Source organism: Pauljensenia sp. 20925_1_27 (assembly GCF_041432835.1).
In the GTDB taxonomy this organism is placed as follows: domain Bacteria; phylum Actinomycetota; class Actinomycetes; order Actinomycetales; family Actinomycetaceae; genus Pauljensenia.
Genome location: NZ_JAPWAH010000017.1, coordinates 1 through 15,686, shown reverse-complemented (window position 1 = coordinate 15,686; position 15,686 = coordinate 1). Strand labels below are relative to the sequence as shown.

Sequence of the window (15,686 nt, the reverse complement as noted above, 5' to 3'; positions counted from 1 at the left end):
GTCCGAACGGGACTTCCATCCCCTCCCCGCTCGTGCAAAATGTGAGAGAATCGAACACGACAAAACTGTCACTCGATTAGGAGGCTCCAAGTGCCTATCGCAACCCCTGAGGTCTATGCAGAGATGCTGAATCGCGCACGGGATGGCAAGTTCGCCTACCCCGCGATTAACGTGACCTCGTCCCAGACCATCACCGCCGCCCTCCAGGGCTTCGCCGAGGCCGAGTCCGACGGCATCATCCAGATCTCCGTCGGCGGCGCCGAGTACGGCTCCGGCTCCACCATCAAGAACCGCGTCACCGGCTCGCTGGCCCTCGCCGCCTACGCCTACGAGGTTGCCAAGAACTACGGCATCACCGTGGCCCTGCACACCGACCACTGCGCCAAGCAGAACATCGACTCCTGGGTCCGCCCCCTCCTCGAGATCGAGGCCGGCCAGGTTGCCGACGGCAAGCTGCCCACCTTCCAGTCCCACATGTGGGACGGTTCCGCGATTCCGCTCGACGAGAACCTCGAGATCGCCAAGGAACTGCTCGCCATGTCCGTCAAGGCCAACACCATCCTCGAGATCGAGGTCGGCGCTGTTGGTGGCGAGGAAGACGGCGTCGTTGGCGAGATCAACGAGAAGCTCTACACCTCCACCGCAGACGGCATCAAGACCGTTGAGGCCCTGGGTCTCGGCGAGAAGGGCCGCTACATCACCGCTCTGACCTTCGGCAACGTGCACGGCGCCTACAAGCCCGGCCACGTGAAGCTGCGTCCCGAGCTGCTCGGCACCATCCAGAAGGAGGTCGCTGAGCACTTCGGCCTCGACCACCGTCCCTTCGACCTGGTCATGCACGGCGGCTCCGGCTCCACCGCCGAGGAAATCGCCACCGCTGTCGCCAACGGCGTCATCAAGATGAACGTCGACACCGACACGCAGTACGCGTTCACCCGCCCCGTCGTGGACCACATGATGCGCAACTACGACGGCGTCCTCAAGATCGACGGCGAGGTCGGCGTGAAGAAGCAGTACGACCCGCGCACGTGGGGCAAGTCGGCCGAGGCCGGCATGGCCGCCCGCGTCGTCGAGGCCTGCCAGCGCCTGGGCTCCGACGGCACCCAGATGCGCTGAAACAATCGCTGAGAGCCGCCTAGCGGCCTGATGCGTGAGCCGCCCGGCCCCTGTGGGGCCGGGCGGCTTCGTGTTGTCGCGGCCCCGCTGCTATTCCGGGCGCCGGAGGGCTGCCTTGCTGGGCAGGGCTGCTTGATGCACCCGTGGGCGGCGGCCCGCCCGCTCGCCGTCCGCGCCGCGAGCTTCGCTCGGCGCGTCGACTCGTTGTCCGGCCAGGCCCCGCCGCCGCCCACGGGTGCCGCAGCCTGGCCCCGCCACCGCCCACCGGCACCGCGGCCAGGCCCCGCCGCCGCGGCCTGGCCCCGCCGCCGCGGCCTGGCCCCGCAGGCACCGCGTCTCGAAGCCCGCCCTGTCGCTGCTCATCAATTTCGCATGCAATTCCCCTCCGTTATCGTGTCGATTTGTGTCAGTTTGCAGTGTTATGTCACTTGTGTTTTTGAATTGCATGCGACTTATGTTTCGTACTGGCCCCGCTGCCATCCGTCGGTACCGTGAGCGGGCCAACCTGTCCCTCTCGGATCTGCCTATCGACCAAACCGGCTGCGTACGCGGATAGGTTATTGCGATATGGATAGGTTATGAGCATGCGGATAGCTTATTAACCTATCCGCATGTCAATAACCTATCCGCATCGTCGCAACCTATCCGCGTGTGGAGAGTAGCTTCGCGCAGGTGGTCGCTGGTGGGGCCCCTGGACTCGCTTGAGCTGGATTCAGGTGTTGTGGGCGTTGCAATGATCTTTGATCAGTTGGCCGTGGGGGTTTTGCACTACACGAAGCCTGCTGGCGGCGTGTCACCGGCGTGTCGGACGCTCGTGTAGTGCAAATCCCCCGATTGGTGGCGATGAGGTCGCGGTCTGGAGCGTTGTTGCGGCCAAAGTGCAGACCCATTGGGTGAAAGGCACCCAAAAACGACGGTTTTGGCTGAATGGGTCTGCACTTTGGCGGATTCATTGTCTGGCGTTGCTTGTTGCCCCGACAGATTTCCGGCCGCCGCGTGGCCTGTTTTGTTGGGCCGGGCCGCTGTATGTGCCGGTGGGCGGCGGCCCGCCCGCGAGATCGCCACACGCGAGCCTGGCGGCTCGGAGTGGTCGATCTCGAAGCCCGGCCAGGCCCCGCCGCCGCCCACCGGCACCGCGGCCAGGCCCCGCAGGCCCCGCGGCGGCCTCCTATCGGTCGGGGCTTGTCGTTTGTGTGTAGCCCGGCCTGGTCCTATGCGGGATTCGCGGCGCGTGCGCCGAGCATGAGGAGGCGCGCGATTGTTGCCGACAGGATGAGCGTGCCGACGCACACGTACATAAAGGGGCCGGGTGCCTCTCCTATGAGGAGTCCCTCAAGCAACCAGGTCAGCAGGAAGAGACCGAAGAAGCTCCACATGCATCTCGCTGCGCTCGTCATCAGCTGCTGTAGCGACAGAGTGCGGATGCGAAGTGCGACAAACCCGAAGAAGAAAGCGAGCGGGAGTGGGATAAGCACGCCGAGGACAGTAAAGACAGCGCGATAGGCGAGTTGCGGGTACGTGTCATAAACGTCGGCGACCAAAAGGTAGGCCAGTCCTGACACGCCGAGAAGAACGAGGCTGCTCAGAGTGGCCCCAACCCTCACGAGGAGGGAGCATTTCTCTATGCGTTCCATATTTAAGTATAACTAGGTGGCTACGTCGTGTGTAGGGTTTCGGTGGCTTTTTTGCTCTGGGTTCTAGCAAGGTTCTGCTAGATTCTAGTGGTGCTTGTAACGCCGGGAAGCCAGGTCGCGACACATGATGGTTTCCCACCAATGTCGCACGTAATTCCCCCGCGACTACTTAAACATGTGAAATAGCGTCGTTGGAATTGCAACGTTTTCTAGCTATCTTAAAAAGTAACCGGATTAAATTACGTGCGACTTTTGTGGGGGAGGCGGGCGTAACGGTGGAGAGCGGTATTGATGGTGGAGCAGGATGCCGATGGTGGATCAGCGCACTGACGGCGGAATGGGGCGCCGAGAGTCATGAAAGCGCCTAGCGGCGGTGTGGGCGCCGACGGTTGGACATCGACAACCATGAAGGCACAGCAGCGGGGCGGGACCCCTTAGGATCCCGCCCCGCCTTCCACGCGCTATGTATCGCGAGCGGCCGCTATCAATAGTTGCCCGCCTCGCGTGTGGCCGCACCTCACGCTCGGGCGCGCTTCGCGCGCACGCATCACAGGTGGCTGGACTCGCCTGACTCCTGCGCAGGCTTCGGGGAGGTGGCGTCGCGCCCGCATCACGCGTCGTGACGCGCCGTGAGAATGAGCCTCACTCCTGCGCAGGCTTCGGGGAGGCGGCGTCGCGCACGCCCTCCTCGACCGCTTCGGAGATCGTGGGGGATACGAGCTTGGCGCCCACGAGAGCCGAGAACAGCTGCTGCAGGTCCAGGCCCAGTGAATCGCCCAGGCCGGCGTTGATCTGGCTGATCGACTTCGTAATGTCGCCGACCATCTGCGCGTTGTTGCCCTCGCCGTACATCGTGATGGTGTCGACCTTGGACAGCGGCTCGGCCACGGCGCGCGCCACCTCGGGCAGGGCACGGAAGTACATTTCCAGCACGGCCGCCTGGTTCATCTTGGTCATGGCCTCGGCCTTCTTCTCGAGACCCTCGGCCTCGGCCGTCAGCTTCGCGCCGATCGCGGAGGCCTCGGCGCGGCCTCGAGCCTCGATACCCTGCGCCTCGGCGAGCATGGCCTGCTTGTCGGCGTCGGCCTTCTTGGTGCGCTCGAAGGCCTCGGCCTCGGCCTGGCGCTGACGCGCGTACAGGGCCGCGTCGGCCTTCTTCTCGGCGGCGTAGCGGTCGGCGTCGGCCTTCGCGTTCACCTCGGCCTGCAGGGCCTGCTTGGTGACGACGACTTCCTTCTCCTTGATGACCGCCTGCTGCTCCTGCTTGACGATGTCGGCCTGCGCGGTCTCACGCTCGATGTCGCGGCGCTGAATCTGCGACTGGATCTCGTAGGCGGCGTCTGCCTTCGCCTTCTCGGTGTCGGCCTCGACCTTCAGGGCGGCCTGGCGCTTGGCGAGGTCCGTCTGCTTCTGGGCGATCTCAAGCTGGGAGGCGACCTGCGCGTCGTTGGCTTCCTTCTGGGCGACGGCGGTCGCCTGCGCGACCTCCTTCTGGGCGTTCGCCTTCGCGATGGCCGCGGTCTTGCGGATCTGCTCGGTGTTGTCGATACCGAGGTTGTCGATGACGCCGTTCTGGTCGGTGACGTTCTGGATGTTGAAGGCGACGATCTCGAGGCCCATCTCCTCGAGGTCCTGCTTGGCGTTCTCCTGGACGCGCTCGGAGAAGGCGGCGCGGTCAGTGATGATGTCGGTCAGTCGCATCTGGCCGATGATGGCGCGCAGGTGGCCCTCCAGGGTGTCGCGCACCTCCTCGGAGATTTCGGAGGTCGTCTTGTAGAGGAAGTTACGAGTCGCCGCGCGGAACAGCGTCTGGTCTTCGGTCGCGATACGGACCTTGACGGCCGCGTCGACGCGCACGTTGATGTAGTCGTTCGTGGGGACGAAATCCGTGGTCTGGGCGTCGACGGAGATCATCGAGGCGGTCATGGTGTCCACGCGCTCGAGCAGGGGAACCTTCCAGCCCGTCTTGCCGTGGAGGACGCGCTGGCCTCGGGGGCCGGAGATCACCTTAATTTCGCCCGGCGATGCGGAGACGAAGCTCGCCCACAGGAACAGGAGGATAAAGACAGTGGCAGCGACGGCGATGGCTGCGATGCTGAGGAGAGGCATGATAGCTGCTTTCACGTGAGGGATGCGGCCCCTTTTACCCGTGGAGCCGCGTAACGGGTCAGGATAGCAGCGTATGGCGAAGGACTCAAACCAGTCGATGTGAGACGCCGCGTGCCCCTCCCGTCACGGCCGATCAGAGCGCAACGCCTCTTGAAACCGGCTGTTTGCGCGCCGTATGATGAGGCAACTGCGCAGTGAAACGCAGCGTAGACCACCCAATGACGGGCGTTGGATGCTGAAAGAATGATGTGCGATGGACCCAGGCCTCGTGGACCGTGATGATCGCGGCAGGCACAGCGTTGACGGACGAGGCCGGGGCGAGCGTCACGCCGGACACGTTCATCAGGGTTTTCATGACGATTCGCGAGGCGGATGCTGACACCGTTGTTCAACCGCAGACCGTCGCGCCGCCTCGGGCGCGTACCGGCTTGACGGCGGTCGAGTGGGGCGGGGGCGAGCAACACAAAATCTCGTAACTGACCGCGCGGGCGAGCGAAATAGCGACCCGCGCGACACAATGGAACCATAGAGTGGTGAGACGACGTCACCACGGACAGGAAGGTAGTGACATGGCCCAGGACTGGACTCGTGTTGAAGGCATGATTATCGGCCACGATCTGGACCCCAGCGTGGTTGCCGGAGAGCTGAAGGAGCGTTCGATCCTCGCGCAGCTCGAGTGGTTCCCCTCATCGCCGCAGCTGCTGGGTCTCAACGTCGCCGTTGATGAGGAGCGCGTTGCTACCGTGCCCGCCGGGTCGACCGAGGTAGTCCCCGGCCCGACGCCCGCCGAACTGGCAGATGAGCTCGCCATCCTCTTCGATGCTGAGGTGCGCATCGGGAATGCGACCGCCGACCACCTGCCCGAGGGTGACTCGCCGCTGGGCAAGGTGTGGCCCTCTGACGAGGAGAACGCCTCGGCCGTGGAGCCGACTCCCACCCGTATCGTTGAGATTGGCCGCACCCCCGCGTCGTCCGTGCCGCTCCTGGCTGCGCTGGAGGGCGTGGACCTGGGCGACCTCGAGCTTGCTGAGGGACACCGCGCGCTCCTCGCCGAGCTGCCCGCCGAGAAGGAGGGCTGGAACTTCGGCGACCTGCCGCTCGTGACTCTGTCCGTGACGGATGGCGAGTTCCAGGTCTTCCTGGTCACCGACGATCACCTGGAGCACATCGTGTCCCACAACTGGGGCATGGACGCCGCGATCGTTCCCGGTGGACACGACCGCACTGCCGAGCTGCCCGGCGAGGTCATCGACCTGGTGGGTGACCGTCTCGATCTGGCGGAGATCGCCGAGGCCGTCCCCGGCTCCGACGCCGAAGCACTGTGGGCTTCCGTGGCCACGACCGGCGAGGAATCCGTGTGGAAGGTCGTGCGCGCCCTCGGCCTGCCCGGCTCCGTCGCGGGCTTCCTGCTGGGCACCACCGACATTGAGGACGTCGAGGGCGTGTCCGTGCACCTGGCGCGCGGCATCTCCAACGCGATCGGCCGCAGTGTCGACATCATGATGGGTCAGCCGCAGTCGGTCGTGAAGCCCCTGTGGAACTCCTACGAGTCCGTGGCCGTCGAGCGCCCGTGGATCATCCACGCCGCCGTCGCCGCCGAGGCCATCGTCGGCACCAGCATGCTGGTTGCCGCCGTGCGTGCCTCCGCCCCGCGTTCCGGGTGGATGCGCTTCGCCGGTATCGTCGGCGGCCTCATGGTGGTCGATTCGATCGCGGAGCTTTCCCTGGCTAAGCACGTCTCCAAGCGCTTCGCGCGCCGCGCGGGCGAGGCGTAAAGAGCCGCCAGAAGCAGACGTGAAAGGGGGCCGGGGCGCGTGGGCGTTCCCGGCCCCCTCCGTCTCGTGAGAGTGGCAGCGCGGCCATGAACCGCGCCGACTCCCCTCAGGCCTTCAGGGCCTCGGCGGGGAAATCCTGCGGGCGATCGGTGAAGATGCCGGTGACGCCCCAGCAGGCCAGCTCGCGGGCCTGCTCCACGTCGTTGACGGTCCACACGTTGACCTCGAAGCCGGCGTCGCGCATCGCCCGCACGTCGGACTCGGTGAGGCCCTCAACACCCGGATGAATCGCTGTCGCACCCAGGGCGGCCGCGCCCTCGCGCCACTCCTCGGAGGCGCGCTCAATGAGCCAGCCGAGCGCCACGGACGGGCAGGCCTCGTGGAAGGCGGCGAGCAGGTCGTGGTCGAACGACGAGACGATGAGGCGCGACGGAACCTTCGGGTCGGCGAGCGTGACAGCCAGGGCCTCGATGAGGCGCTCGCGCAGGCGATCCCCGCCCGCGCAGGGTTTGATCTCCAGGTTCGCGCCCATCTGCTGCGCGTGGGCGAAGGCCAGGACGTCCGCAGCCTCGGGGATGCGCTCGAACCGGTAGGTGTCCGAGAACCAGCGGCCGGCGTCCAAGCGGCGGATGTCGGAGAACCCGAGCTGGTAGTACGAGCCGGAACCCGTCGTCGTGCGGTCGAGGGTATCGTCGTGGATGACGATGAGGGAGCCATCGCCCGTGATGTCCACGTCGAACTCGAACCAGCGGGCACCGACCTCCATGGCCTTGGAGAACGCGGCGATCGTGTTTTCCGGCGCGAGCGAGGACGCGCCCCTGTGGGCGATGATGCGGGGGAATTCGGACATGGATCCTCCTAGTATGAGCGAGGCGAAAAACGGTACCCCATCACCATAGGTCGGGGTTCGACTCCGCGCTGAATATGGACGAGCGTCCCGGACCGGGCTCGATGAGAACGGCTTCGTCGCGCTTGGACGGCAGGATCGTCTCGATGTACGAGGCCAGGGCCTCGTCACGCGTGACATCGTGGCCCGCCTGCTGAGCCATATACCAGCGGTGCTCCAAGTACTCGTGGTACAGCTGAGCGGGCTCGAGTTTGCCTGCCAGTTCGCGCGGAATGGCGCGCACGATGGGCGTGAACACGTTGGTGATCCACTCGTGGGCGGCCTCCTCCAGGGGGATGCCTTCGAGGCCGTTGGTGGCACGCCACGTGTCCAGGTCGGCCAGGAGTCGCGCAGCCTGGTGCTCGCCGACGTCCATGCCGGTCAGGCGCATGAACTTACGGTTATGGTGACCGGCGTCGACCACCTTGGGTTGAATGACGAGGCGCTCGCCGGAGGCATCAGTGGACATGTGCAGCTCGGCGACGTCGAAACCGAGGTCGTTGAGACGGCGAATACGATCGTTGACGAGGTACTGGCGCTGGTCGTTGGGGATCGACTCCTCGGCGGTGACCTCGTTCCACAGCAGGTCGTACTGGGTGCGGATGCGGTCGCCGACGTCGATGGGGTCGGAGTCCTCGGGGAAGAATCCGCCCGCCTGGAGGTCCATGAGCTCGCCGATGATGTTCGTGCGGGCCAGGTCGACGTCGTACTCGCGCTGGCCGGGGGTCAGCTCCGGGTGTAGCTCGCCGGTTTCCGCGTCGACCAGGTAGGCGGCGAACTCGCCCGCGTCACGGCGAAACAGCGTGTTCGACAAGGAGACGTCGCCCCAGTAGAAGCCCAGAAGATGGAGGCGTACGAGCAGCAGGGCGAGTGCGTCGATGAGGCGCGTCGCCGTGTCCTCGCGCATCGACAGGGAGAAGAGCGCGCGATAGGGGAGGGAGAACTGCAGGTGTTCGGTGATGAGGACCGCGTTGAGTTCCTCGCCCTCGGGGGTTTTGCGCCCGGTGATGACGGCGACCGGCTGAACGGACGGGGCGTCCAGGCGCGAGAGATCTCGCAGTTGATCGTACTCGTGGTGCGCCACCGTCGGCCCGATCTCCTTGACCGCGAGCACGCGGCCGGACAGGTTTACGAAGCGCACAATGTGGCGGGAAATGCCGCGGGGCAGTGCCGCGAGTAGGCTGGACGGCCACTCCTCCAGGGGAACATCCCAGGGGAGGTCCAGAAGGGCGGGGTCGACTGCGGCCGCCGTAATGTCCAAAGCCATAGGGCCTATTGTCGCATCTTGAACGCCTCACGTATAGCCCTGACTCGGTATTGCACCTAGTCGCGGCCAAGAACACACGCGGGCACAGCGAAACCCCGGCCTCGTCCAGGAGGTACGAGAGGACGAGGCCGGGGCCGATTATCGCTGCGTGTGAGCCTTCAGCGTCACTCGGGCAGGCGAGCGCCCGTTGCAGCGGAGAAGTTGTGCTGCTGGCCCTCGCGGATGCGCACGTGCAGGACGCCGCCGCGCGCGGGCGCGGTGCGCGGGGGGACACGCACGATCAGCTGCTTGCCGGTGCCTTCGGCACCCGAACCCAGGGCCTCGCCCTCGGCCGCGCCGGCCAGGTGGCCGTACACGTAGGCGTCCGAGCCGAGCTCCTCAACGAAGTCGACCTCGACCGGGATGGTGCCCTCGGTGTCGCCGGAAACGACTTCCAGGCCCTCGGGACGGAAGCCGATTTTGATCTTTCCGCCGTCCTCAGCGGTCATCGCGGCGCGTGCGGCCTCGGAAACAGGCACGCGTGCGGGACCGAGCTTGGCCCACTCGCCCTCGACCGTGAAGGTGCCCAGGTTCATGGCGGGGGAGCCGATGAAGCCAGCGACGAACTCGTTGGCGGGACGCTCGTACATCTCCTGCGGGGTGCCGCACTGCTGGAGGAGGCCGCCGGCGAGAACCGCGATGCGGTCGCCCATGGTCAGGGCCTCGGTCTGGTCGTGGGTGACGTACACGGTGGTGACGCCGAGCTCACGCTGCAGGGAGGCGATCTGCGTACGGGTCTGGACACGCAGCTTCGCGTCCAGGTTCGACAGGGGCTCGTCCATGAGGAACACCTGGGGCTTGCGGACGATCGCACGGCCCATGGCAACGCGCTGACGCTGGCCACCGGACAGGGCCTTGGGCTTGCGGTCCAGGTAGGGCTCCAGGTCGAGGATCTTAGCGGCCTCTTCGACGCGCTTGTTGATCTCTTCCTTGGGGGTGCCGGCGATCTTCAGGGCGAAGCCCATGTTCTCGCGCACCGACATGTGGGGGTAGAGGGCGTAGTTCTGGAAGACCATTGCGATGTCGCGGTTCTTCGGCGGAACGTCCGTGACGTCCTTGTCGCCGATGAGGATGCGACCGGAGTTGACGTCCTCCAGGCCCGCGAGCATACGCAGCGAGGTGGACTTACCGCAGCCGGAAGGGCCGACGAGGACGAGGAACTCGCCGTCCTTGATTTCGAGGTCGAGCTGGTCGACGGCGGGCTTGTCGGAACCCGGGTAGATGCGGGTCGCCTTGTCGAAAGTGACGGTTGCCATGGAGTTTTCCTTCCCACCGGCAGGTACGTGCCGGACGATCCGTTGTGGGGCGACCGTGGGGCGTCTTCGCCCACGGAGTGCGAACGCGGATCATTCCGCGCGCGCGACTAATAGCGAAGTTAGCACGCTCGCGCGCGGGTGTACAGTTCGGCTCAGATCGTGGATTCTCGGTGATCTTGTCCCCGCTGATGACGGGGACGAGGCCGGGGCCGCCCCGCGCGGATGGCCGCAGATGGGGGAGGGGCCAGGTAGTCTGAGGGCGTGGAAGAAGGCGAGGAACTGGGCGGCTACAGGCTGATCCGCAGGCTCGGAACGGGCGGCGCGGGTACGGTGTGGCTGGCCGAAGATGGGGGCGGCATGCGTGTCGCCCTCAAAGCCATGCATCCCGCGATGGCGGCTTCGGAGGCGTCGCGCCAGCGTCTTGAGCGCGAGACGCGCACCGTGAACTCCGTGCGCTCCCCCTTCGTCGCGCACATCGTCGATGCGGAGACCGAGGCGACGCAGCCCTTTGTGGTCTCCGAATACGTCGAGGGGCCCACGCTCGCGGAAATCCTCGTCTCGGGACCGGTCCCGCTGCGCGGCGTCGCGGCCCTGTCCTACCACCTGGCCTCCACGATTGCGGCGGTCCATCACGCCAACATCATTCACCGCGACATCAAGCCTTCCAACATCATCTGTTCGCCGCGCGGCCCCGTTCTCATCGATTTCGGCATCGCGATGGCGACGTCCGATCAGCACCTGACGAGCACCGGCCTCGTGTCGGGGACGGCCGGGTATACCGCGCCCGAACTGCTCCAGGGCCGCGGTGCCACGAAGGAGTCTGACTGGTGGGCGTGGTGCGCCACACTCCTGTCCTGCGCGACCGGTCGCCCGCCCTTTGGTAAGGGCGACGTGTCGGCCACGATGCTGCGCGTCCTCGAAGGGGACCCCGACCTCGCCGGACTGCACCCCATGGTTGCCGACGCGCTCGCGGGTGGACTTGCTCCCGATCCCGATGAGCGCCCCTCGCCCTCCCTGATCGTCGCTGACCTCATGAGTGCCGTCGGCTGGGCGCCCGGCGAACTCGACTACGTGACGGTGAACTGGGCTCAGCTCCTCGACACGGGCATGCGCACGCAGATGGTCAGCTCCGACCCGCAGGAGATCGCCGCGCCTCCCGAGTGGGAGGACGCGGGACAGCGGCCGGGTGCCTCGGGCGCGCGGGCCGTCTCTTATCCGCAGCACCCGCGCCGCGACGCCTCCGAATTCACCGCGGCGAACGACCACACCGACGTCGTGGACACCGCGTCCGTCGCCGAGGGCTACGGTGACTGGGAAGATGATGCCGAGGAGGTCGCGTGGCACGACGATGCGACCGACACATGGCAGGTCGTCGACGACGCGGATCCCACCGAGGTGATGGCCCCCTATCCTCAGCCTGACTACCAGGGGTTCCAGGGCGGCTATGTGGATCCGCGGGGTGGTGGCGCCGGTCCCGGCGCAGTGCCCGGATACGGCCAGCAACCCTCGCCTCAGCCGGGCGTCGCGGCCTCGCCGATGGGTGTGGGACAGCAGTGGGACCCCGGCCAGACCGCGGTCGGCGCGCAGGGGGAGTCGGCCTCGTCCCCGGCGAAGAAGACCGCCTGGATCTCCAGCGCCGCACTCCTCGCGCTCCTGGCTGCGCTGCCCTTCCTGCTCGGCATGAGCGGCACCCTCATCGTCGGCATCGCCCTGACCGCCTTCGGCCTGGTCGGCGCAATGGGTCGGTGGCTCGAGAGGCGCCGCATCCTGCGCGGCCCCAAGGCATCGGACGGTGCGGCCGTCATCGCCATGTCCCCGATCCTGCTCGTGCGCTCGGTCCTCACCACCGCCCTCGGCCTCGTCGTGGGAGGGCTCGTTCCCTACGCGATCTGGGCCTTCGTGTCCTACGCGCATGAGGAACGCGTCCTGTGGTCGTGGCCGGTCGACATCGCCACCGCCACCAGCCTTGACCGCGACGATTACTGGCTTGGCGACCCGCGTGGCACGATTATCGTATGGGCGCTCGCGAGCGTCACTCTCCTGGCGGCGTGGCTCATGCCGTTTGCCGCGGATCTGCGCGTCGGAATGGCGACATCGCTGCGCGTCATCGTGCGTCCTGCATGGGGGCGCGCGCTCCTCGCGGTAGGCTGTGGAGGGTTCCTTGCAGGTGCGTGGCTGATCATCACGGGTGGGCTGGCGCACTAAGCGCGGGAAGACCGCGCCCGATACTATTGCAACATTCAACTACTTTGGAGGGTGAGTTCATGGCTCAGAAGAAGAAGCCGACCGTCGACCCCGTGCGCGCCAAAGCCGCGCAGATGCGCCAAGCGCAAGAGCGCGCCGACCGCCGCACCCGCATCATCGTCATCTCCGCCGTCGCGGTCATCGTCCTCGCGGTTGTCGCAGCCGTCGGCGGCGTCATCTGGAAGCAGCAGGCGCAGGTTAACGCCGCACACAACGTCGATGCATCCCAGGTCCTCGGCGCCTACGCCGACGGCCGCCCGATCATCGTCAACGCGAACGGCGTCGTCGCCGAGGCGGACCCGAACCTGCCCACCCTCACCGAATACTTCGACTACTCCTGCCACGCGTGCGCCGACCTCGACGCGTACATGGGTGCCGACCTCACCACCTGGGCGGCCGAGGGACACTACAACATCGAGCTCCAGCCGGTCATCACCGTCGACATGGACTACCTGAAGCCCGCCGCCAGCGCCTCCCTGGTCGTCGCGCAGAAGGCACCCGACAAGTGGGTGGACTTCCACCACGCCCTGCTCGCATACTTCCGCAGCCAGTTCCAGGCCTCCAACGGCACCGTCGTCCAGAACCTCGACGCCTCCTGGAAGCAGGTCAAGGCCATCGCCACCGAGGTCGGCGTCCCCTCCAACGTCATCGACACCTTCCCCGTGAACGCGGTGGACGACTACCTCAAGGCCTCCACCACCGCCTGGCAGAACGCCGGATACAGCGGCCGCAACGGAAGCCTCGGCACCCCCGAACTCGTCAAGGACCACTCCACGGTCATCCCGCTCGGCAGCCAGCTGCCCGCGCTGCGCCAAACCATCGCGCAGGAGTTCGGCATCACCGACTCCGCAACCCAGGGCACCGATTCAACCACTGCCCCCGAGGCCACCGAACCCTCCCAGAGCGGGACTGGCGACACCCAGAGCTCCGAGACAACCAACAGCTCCAATTGAGCCTGTCGGCACTGTGGGGGCGGGACCGCCGAGCGGTCCCGCCCCCACAGTCATCGCTGCGTCGCATCCGTACGACCGGCCACGCACCGTCGCCCGCGCGCGCCGAAGCCCCCACCTGTGGCACACTAGTGTCCGCCGCCGGCTTAGCTCAGTTGGTAGAGCAGCTGTCTTGTAAACAGCAGGTCATCGGTTCGAGTCCGATAGCCGGCTCCACGGAGTCCCTCATCGCGGCACCGCAGCCGCACCCCACCGTCGCCCGAACGGGTGAGGTGCCCCGGCCTCGTCAATGAGAGGTACCCAGCGACCAATCCACGCCGGACGTCCCCTGTGCTTCCAGCAGCTCATTCGCCCGCGAAAACGGCCGCGAGCCGAAAAACCCGCGATACGCCGAGAGCGGCGACGGGTGCGCCGACGCGATAATCGGCGTCTCCCCGAGGCGTGGCGTGAGCGACTGCGCGTCCTTACCCCACAGGATCGCCACGAGGGGAGTGCGCGAACCATCCGCGTTCCTGCGGTCCACCAGCGCGTCGATCGCGCACTGCGTGACCTCCTCCCAGCCCCGGCCTCGGTGCGACGCCGGCGCGCCCGGACGCACCGTCAACACGCGGTTGAGCAGACACACGCCCTGCTCGCACCACGGCGTCAAATCCCCCGACGTCGGAGCGGGAACGCCCATGTCCTCGCTCAGCTCACGGAAAATGTTGATCAGCGACTTGGGCAGCGCCACCCCCGGGCGCACTGAAAACGACAAACCCATCGCGTGGCCAGGCGTCGGGTACGGATCCTGCCCGACGATCAGGACCTTCACCTTGTCGAACGGGTACGTAAACGCCCGCAGCACATCCGTGCCAGCAGGCAGGTAGCCACGCCCCTCCTCGACTTCGGCCGCCAGCATCGCGCCCAACTCATGGACGCGCCCCTCCACCGGGGCGAGCGCCCGAGCCCAGCCGGGATCGATCAATTCAGCCAGCGGACGGGGATTGTGTTCACTCATAGCTCCAGCCTAATGCCGCACAAGCCACGCCACATTCCCCGCGCGCCACTTGCGCCGCACTCCCCCTTATCCGATAGTCTGAACGCGTGAGTTCTCAGTACCCCAGGGATGAATTTGACCGCGCCGGCGAAGATATGCCCGTCGGCATGCACCGCCCCAAGCCGTCCAAGTGGAAGAACGTGTGGCCTTTCCTGGCCATCCTCGTGATCGTTCCGGCCCTCGGATGGGCAGCGGCGACCGCCCTGTCGCGCCAACAGACCACGACGCCGGCCACGACCACGCCGACCGTTGCCGCGACGACGCCCAGCGCGTCCGCGAGCCCCAGCGCAGCGCCCACAGTCGAGGCCACCCCTTCTGCCGAGCCCACGCCCTCCCCGAGCTCGTCCTCCCCGGCGGCTACCTCAGAGCCTGACCACGGCGCCGTCATTGAGGTCCTCAACGGCACCGGCACCCAGGGGTACGCCGGCCAGCAGGCCCAGATCCTGAACCAGGCCGGATATGCGGGGACTAGCGCCGCGAACGCCGACGGCTGGACCACTCAGGCCTCTACCGTCTTCTACGAGGATCCCCGGATGGAAGGCACCGCCAAGGACATCGCCTCGAAGCTCGGTATCTCGAACGTACGCCAGGAAAGCGGTCTCGGTAATCCCGATATTGTCGTGATTCTTCGATGATCCTCTGATACTGGTTGAGTCGCCCGGCCCCTGCGGGGCTGGGCGGCTTTGCTATGCCTCGGTGGTGTGTTGCGCCGCTGGTGTTCTGGGCGGTGGAGGATCTGGTTGTGGTGCCGGGCTGCTTGGTGTGCTCGTGGGCGGCTGCCCGCCCGCGGCGTTGCTCGTGGTGCCGGGCTGCTTGGTGTGCTCGTGGGCGGCGGCCCGCCCGCGAGTCGTCCGCGCCGCGAGCTTCGCTCGGCGCGTCGACTCGTTGTCCGGCCAGGCCCTGCCGCCGCCCACCGGCACCGCGGCCACGCCTGCGGTCCTCTGACGCCCTCCACGCTGGCGGCGCGTGGTTTGCTGGTAAGTGTCCGTCGTTCCGTAATTTCGCATGCAATTCCCCTCCAGTATCGTGCTGGTTTGTGTCAGTTTGCAATGTTGCGTCACTTGTGTTTTTGAATTGCATGCGACTTTTGCTCGGCCAGCTACTCCGCCGCTCGCCGCTCAACAATTTCGCATGCAATTCCCTTTTGGATATTTCAAACTTTGAATTCATATCGTTGGAATTGCAACGTTTCTAGAGGTTATTGAAAGTTCAGGCAATCGAATTGCATGCGAAATTTGGGGAGGGGTGCGTTACTGGGGTGAGCTGGGGTGTTGGTGCGTGACTTTTTTCTCCCTGCTCGTCGTGTTGGTGGCGGAAGCGGTAAAAAGTTCTCCCTGCATGCGAAAAATGGCCCGAAATCGGCATTTTGGGGCT

General features: G+C 66.1%; 12 protein-coding genes and 1 tRNA gene. 6 read left to right on the top strand and 7 right to left on the bottom strand.

Going from position 1 to position 15,686, the window contains the following annotated elements; genetic code table 11:
• Positions 1 to 90: 90 nt before the first annotated feature.
• The gene (gene fbaA, locus O3684_RS08450) at positions 91 to 1,116 is read left to right on the top strand and encodes a class II fructose-bisphosphate aldolase (protein ID WP_048675036.1); all 1,026 of its coding nucleotides are present in this window, start codon (positions 91 to 93) and stop codon (positions 1,114 to 1,116) included.
• Between the two features lie 1,211 nt (positions 1,117 to 2,327).
• Here the strand turns inward: fbaA and O3684_RS08445 are convergent.
• From O3684_RS08445 to O3684_RS08435, 3 genes are all read right to left on the bottom strand, one after another.
• Positions 2,328 to 2,591 (bottom strand): hypothetical protein, encoded by a 264-nt coding sequence (locus O3684_RS08445; protein ID WP_500066301.1) that lies wholly within the window; start codon positions 2,589 to 2,591, stop codon positions 2,328 to 2,330.
• Between the two features lie 801 nt (positions 2,592 to 3,392).
• Positions 3,393 to 4,859, bottom strand: a complete 1,467-nt coding sequence (locus O3684_RS08440) for a flotillin family protein (protein WP_500066299.1) — start codon at positions 4,857 to 4,859, stop codon at positions 3,393 to 3,395.
• Positions 4,860 to 4,992: 133 nt separating this feature from the next.
• Positions 4,993 to 5,214, bottom strand: coding sequence for a hypothetical protein (locus tag O3684_RS08435; protein WP_500066297.1), 222 nt, complete (start codon positions 5,212 to 5,214; stop codon positions 4,993 to 4,995).
• A gap of 214 nt (positions 5,215 to 5,428) precedes the next feature.
• Here O3684_RS08435 and O3684_RS08430 point away from each other — a divergent pair, with 214 nt between their 5' ends.
• Positions 5,429 to 6,634 (top strand): hypothetical protein, encoded by a 1,206-nt coding sequence (locus tag O3684_RS08430; protein ID WP_500063625.1) that lies wholly within the window; start codon positions 5,429 to 5,431, stop codon positions 6,632 to 6,634.
• A 106-nt stretch (positions 6,635 to 6,740) separates the two neighbouring features.
• On the opposite strand, the gene O3684_RS08425 is transcribed toward O3684_RS08430, so the two are convergent.
• The 3 genes from O3684_RS08425 to O3684_RS08415 form a co-directional block, all read right to left on the bottom strand.
• Positions 6,741 to 7,484, bottom strand: coding sequence for a glycerophosphoryl diester phosphodiesterase (locus O3684_RS08425; RefSeq protein WP_500066295.1), 744 nt, complete (start codon positions 7,482 to 7,484; stop codon positions 6,741 to 6,743).
• 40 nt (positions 7,485 to 7,524) lie between these two features.
• A complete protein-coding gene (locus tag O3684_RS08420) occupies positions 7,525 to 8,787 on the bottom strand; it encodes a DUF4032 domain-containing protein (protein WP_500063594.1) in 1,263 nt (420 codons plus the stop codon).
• 164 nt (positions 8,788 to 8,951) lie between these two features.
• On the bottom strand, positions 8,952 to 10,082 hold the full coding sequence (locus O3684_RS08415) for an ABC transporter ATP-binding protein (RefSeq protein WP_500063593.1): 1,131 nt from the start codon (positions 10,080 to 10,082) through the stop codon (positions 8,952 to 8,954).
• A gap of 261 nt (positions 10,083 to 10,343) precedes the next feature.
• Between O3684_RS08415 and O3684_RS08410 the strand changes: the two genes are divergently transcribed.
• From O3684_RS08410 to O3684_RS08400, 3 genes are all read left to right on the top strand, one after another.
• On the top strand, positions 10,344 to 12,287 hold the full coding sequence (locus O3684_RS08410; RefSeq protein ID WP_500066294.1) for a serine/threonine-protein kinase: 1,944 nt from the start codon (positions 10,344 to 10,346) through the stop codon (positions 12,285 to 12,287).
• A 59-nt stretch (positions 12,288 to 12,346) separates the two neighbouring features.
• Positions 12,347 to 13,279, top strand: a complete 933-nt coding sequence (locus O3684_RS08405; protein WP_500066292.1) for a DsbA family protein — start codon at positions 12,347 to 12,349, stop codon at positions 13,277 to 13,279.
• A gap of 137 nt (positions 13,280 to 13,416) precedes the next feature.
• A tRNA-Thr gene (locus O3684_RS08400) sits at positions 13,417 to 13,492 on the top strand.
• Between the two features lie 70 nt (positions 13,493 to 13,562).
• Here O3684_RS08400 and O3684_RS08395 read toward each other — a convergent pair.
• Positions 13,563 to 14,273 (bottom strand): uracil-DNA glycosylase, encoded by a 711-nt coding sequence (locus tag O3684_RS08395; protein ID WP_500066290.1) that lies wholly within the window; start codon positions 14,271 to 14,273, stop codon positions 13,563 to 13,565.
• Positions 14,274 to 14,407: 134 nt separating this feature from the next.
• Between O3684_RS08395 and O3684_RS08390 the strand changes: the two genes are divergently transcribed.
• Positions 14,408 to 14,947, top strand: a complete 540-nt coding sequence (locus tag O3684_RS08390) for a LytR C-terminal domain-containing protein (protein WP_500066327.1) — start codon at positions 14,408 to 14,410, stop codon at positions 14,945 to 14,947.
• Positions 14,948 to 15,686: the final 739 nt, after the last annotated feature.

Coding starts and splice junctions, on each gene's coding strand:
- O3684_RS08435 (WP_500066297.1), bottom strand. CDS start 5,214: ATGAAAACCCTGATGAACGTGTCCGGCGTGACGCTCGCCCCGGCCTCG.
- O3684_RS08420 (WP_500063594.1), bottom strand. CDS start 8,787: ATGGCTTTGGACATTACGGCGGCCGCAGTCGACCCCGCCCTTCTGGAC.
- O3684_RS08425 (WP_500066295.1), bottom strand. CDS start 7,484: ATGTCCGAATTCCCCCGCATCATCGCCCACAGGGGCGCGTCCTCGCTC.
- O3684_RS08415 (WP_500063593.1), bottom strand. CDS start 10,082: ATGGCAACCGTCACTTTCGACAAGGCGACCCGCATCTACCCGGGTTCC.
- O3684_RS08405 (WP_500066292.1), top strand. CDS start 12,347: ATGGCTCAGAAGAAGAAGCCGACCGTCGACCCCGTGCGCGCCAAAGCC.
- O3684_RS08395 (WP_500066290.1), bottom strand. CDS start 14,273: ATGAGTGAACACAATCCCCGTCCGCTGGCTGAATTGATCGATCCCGGC.
- O3684_RS08390 (WP_500066327.1), top strand. CDS start 14,408: ATGCCCGTCGGCATGCACCGCCCCAAGCCGTCCAAGTGGAAGAACGTG.
- O3684_RS08440 (WP_500066299.1), bottom strand. CDS start 4,859: ATGCCTCTCCTCAGCATCGCAGCCATCGCCGTCGCTGCCACTGTCTTT.
- O3684_RS08430 (WP_500063625.1), top strand. CDS start 5,429: ATGGCCCAGGACTGGACTCGTGTTGAAGGCATGATTATCGGCCACGAT.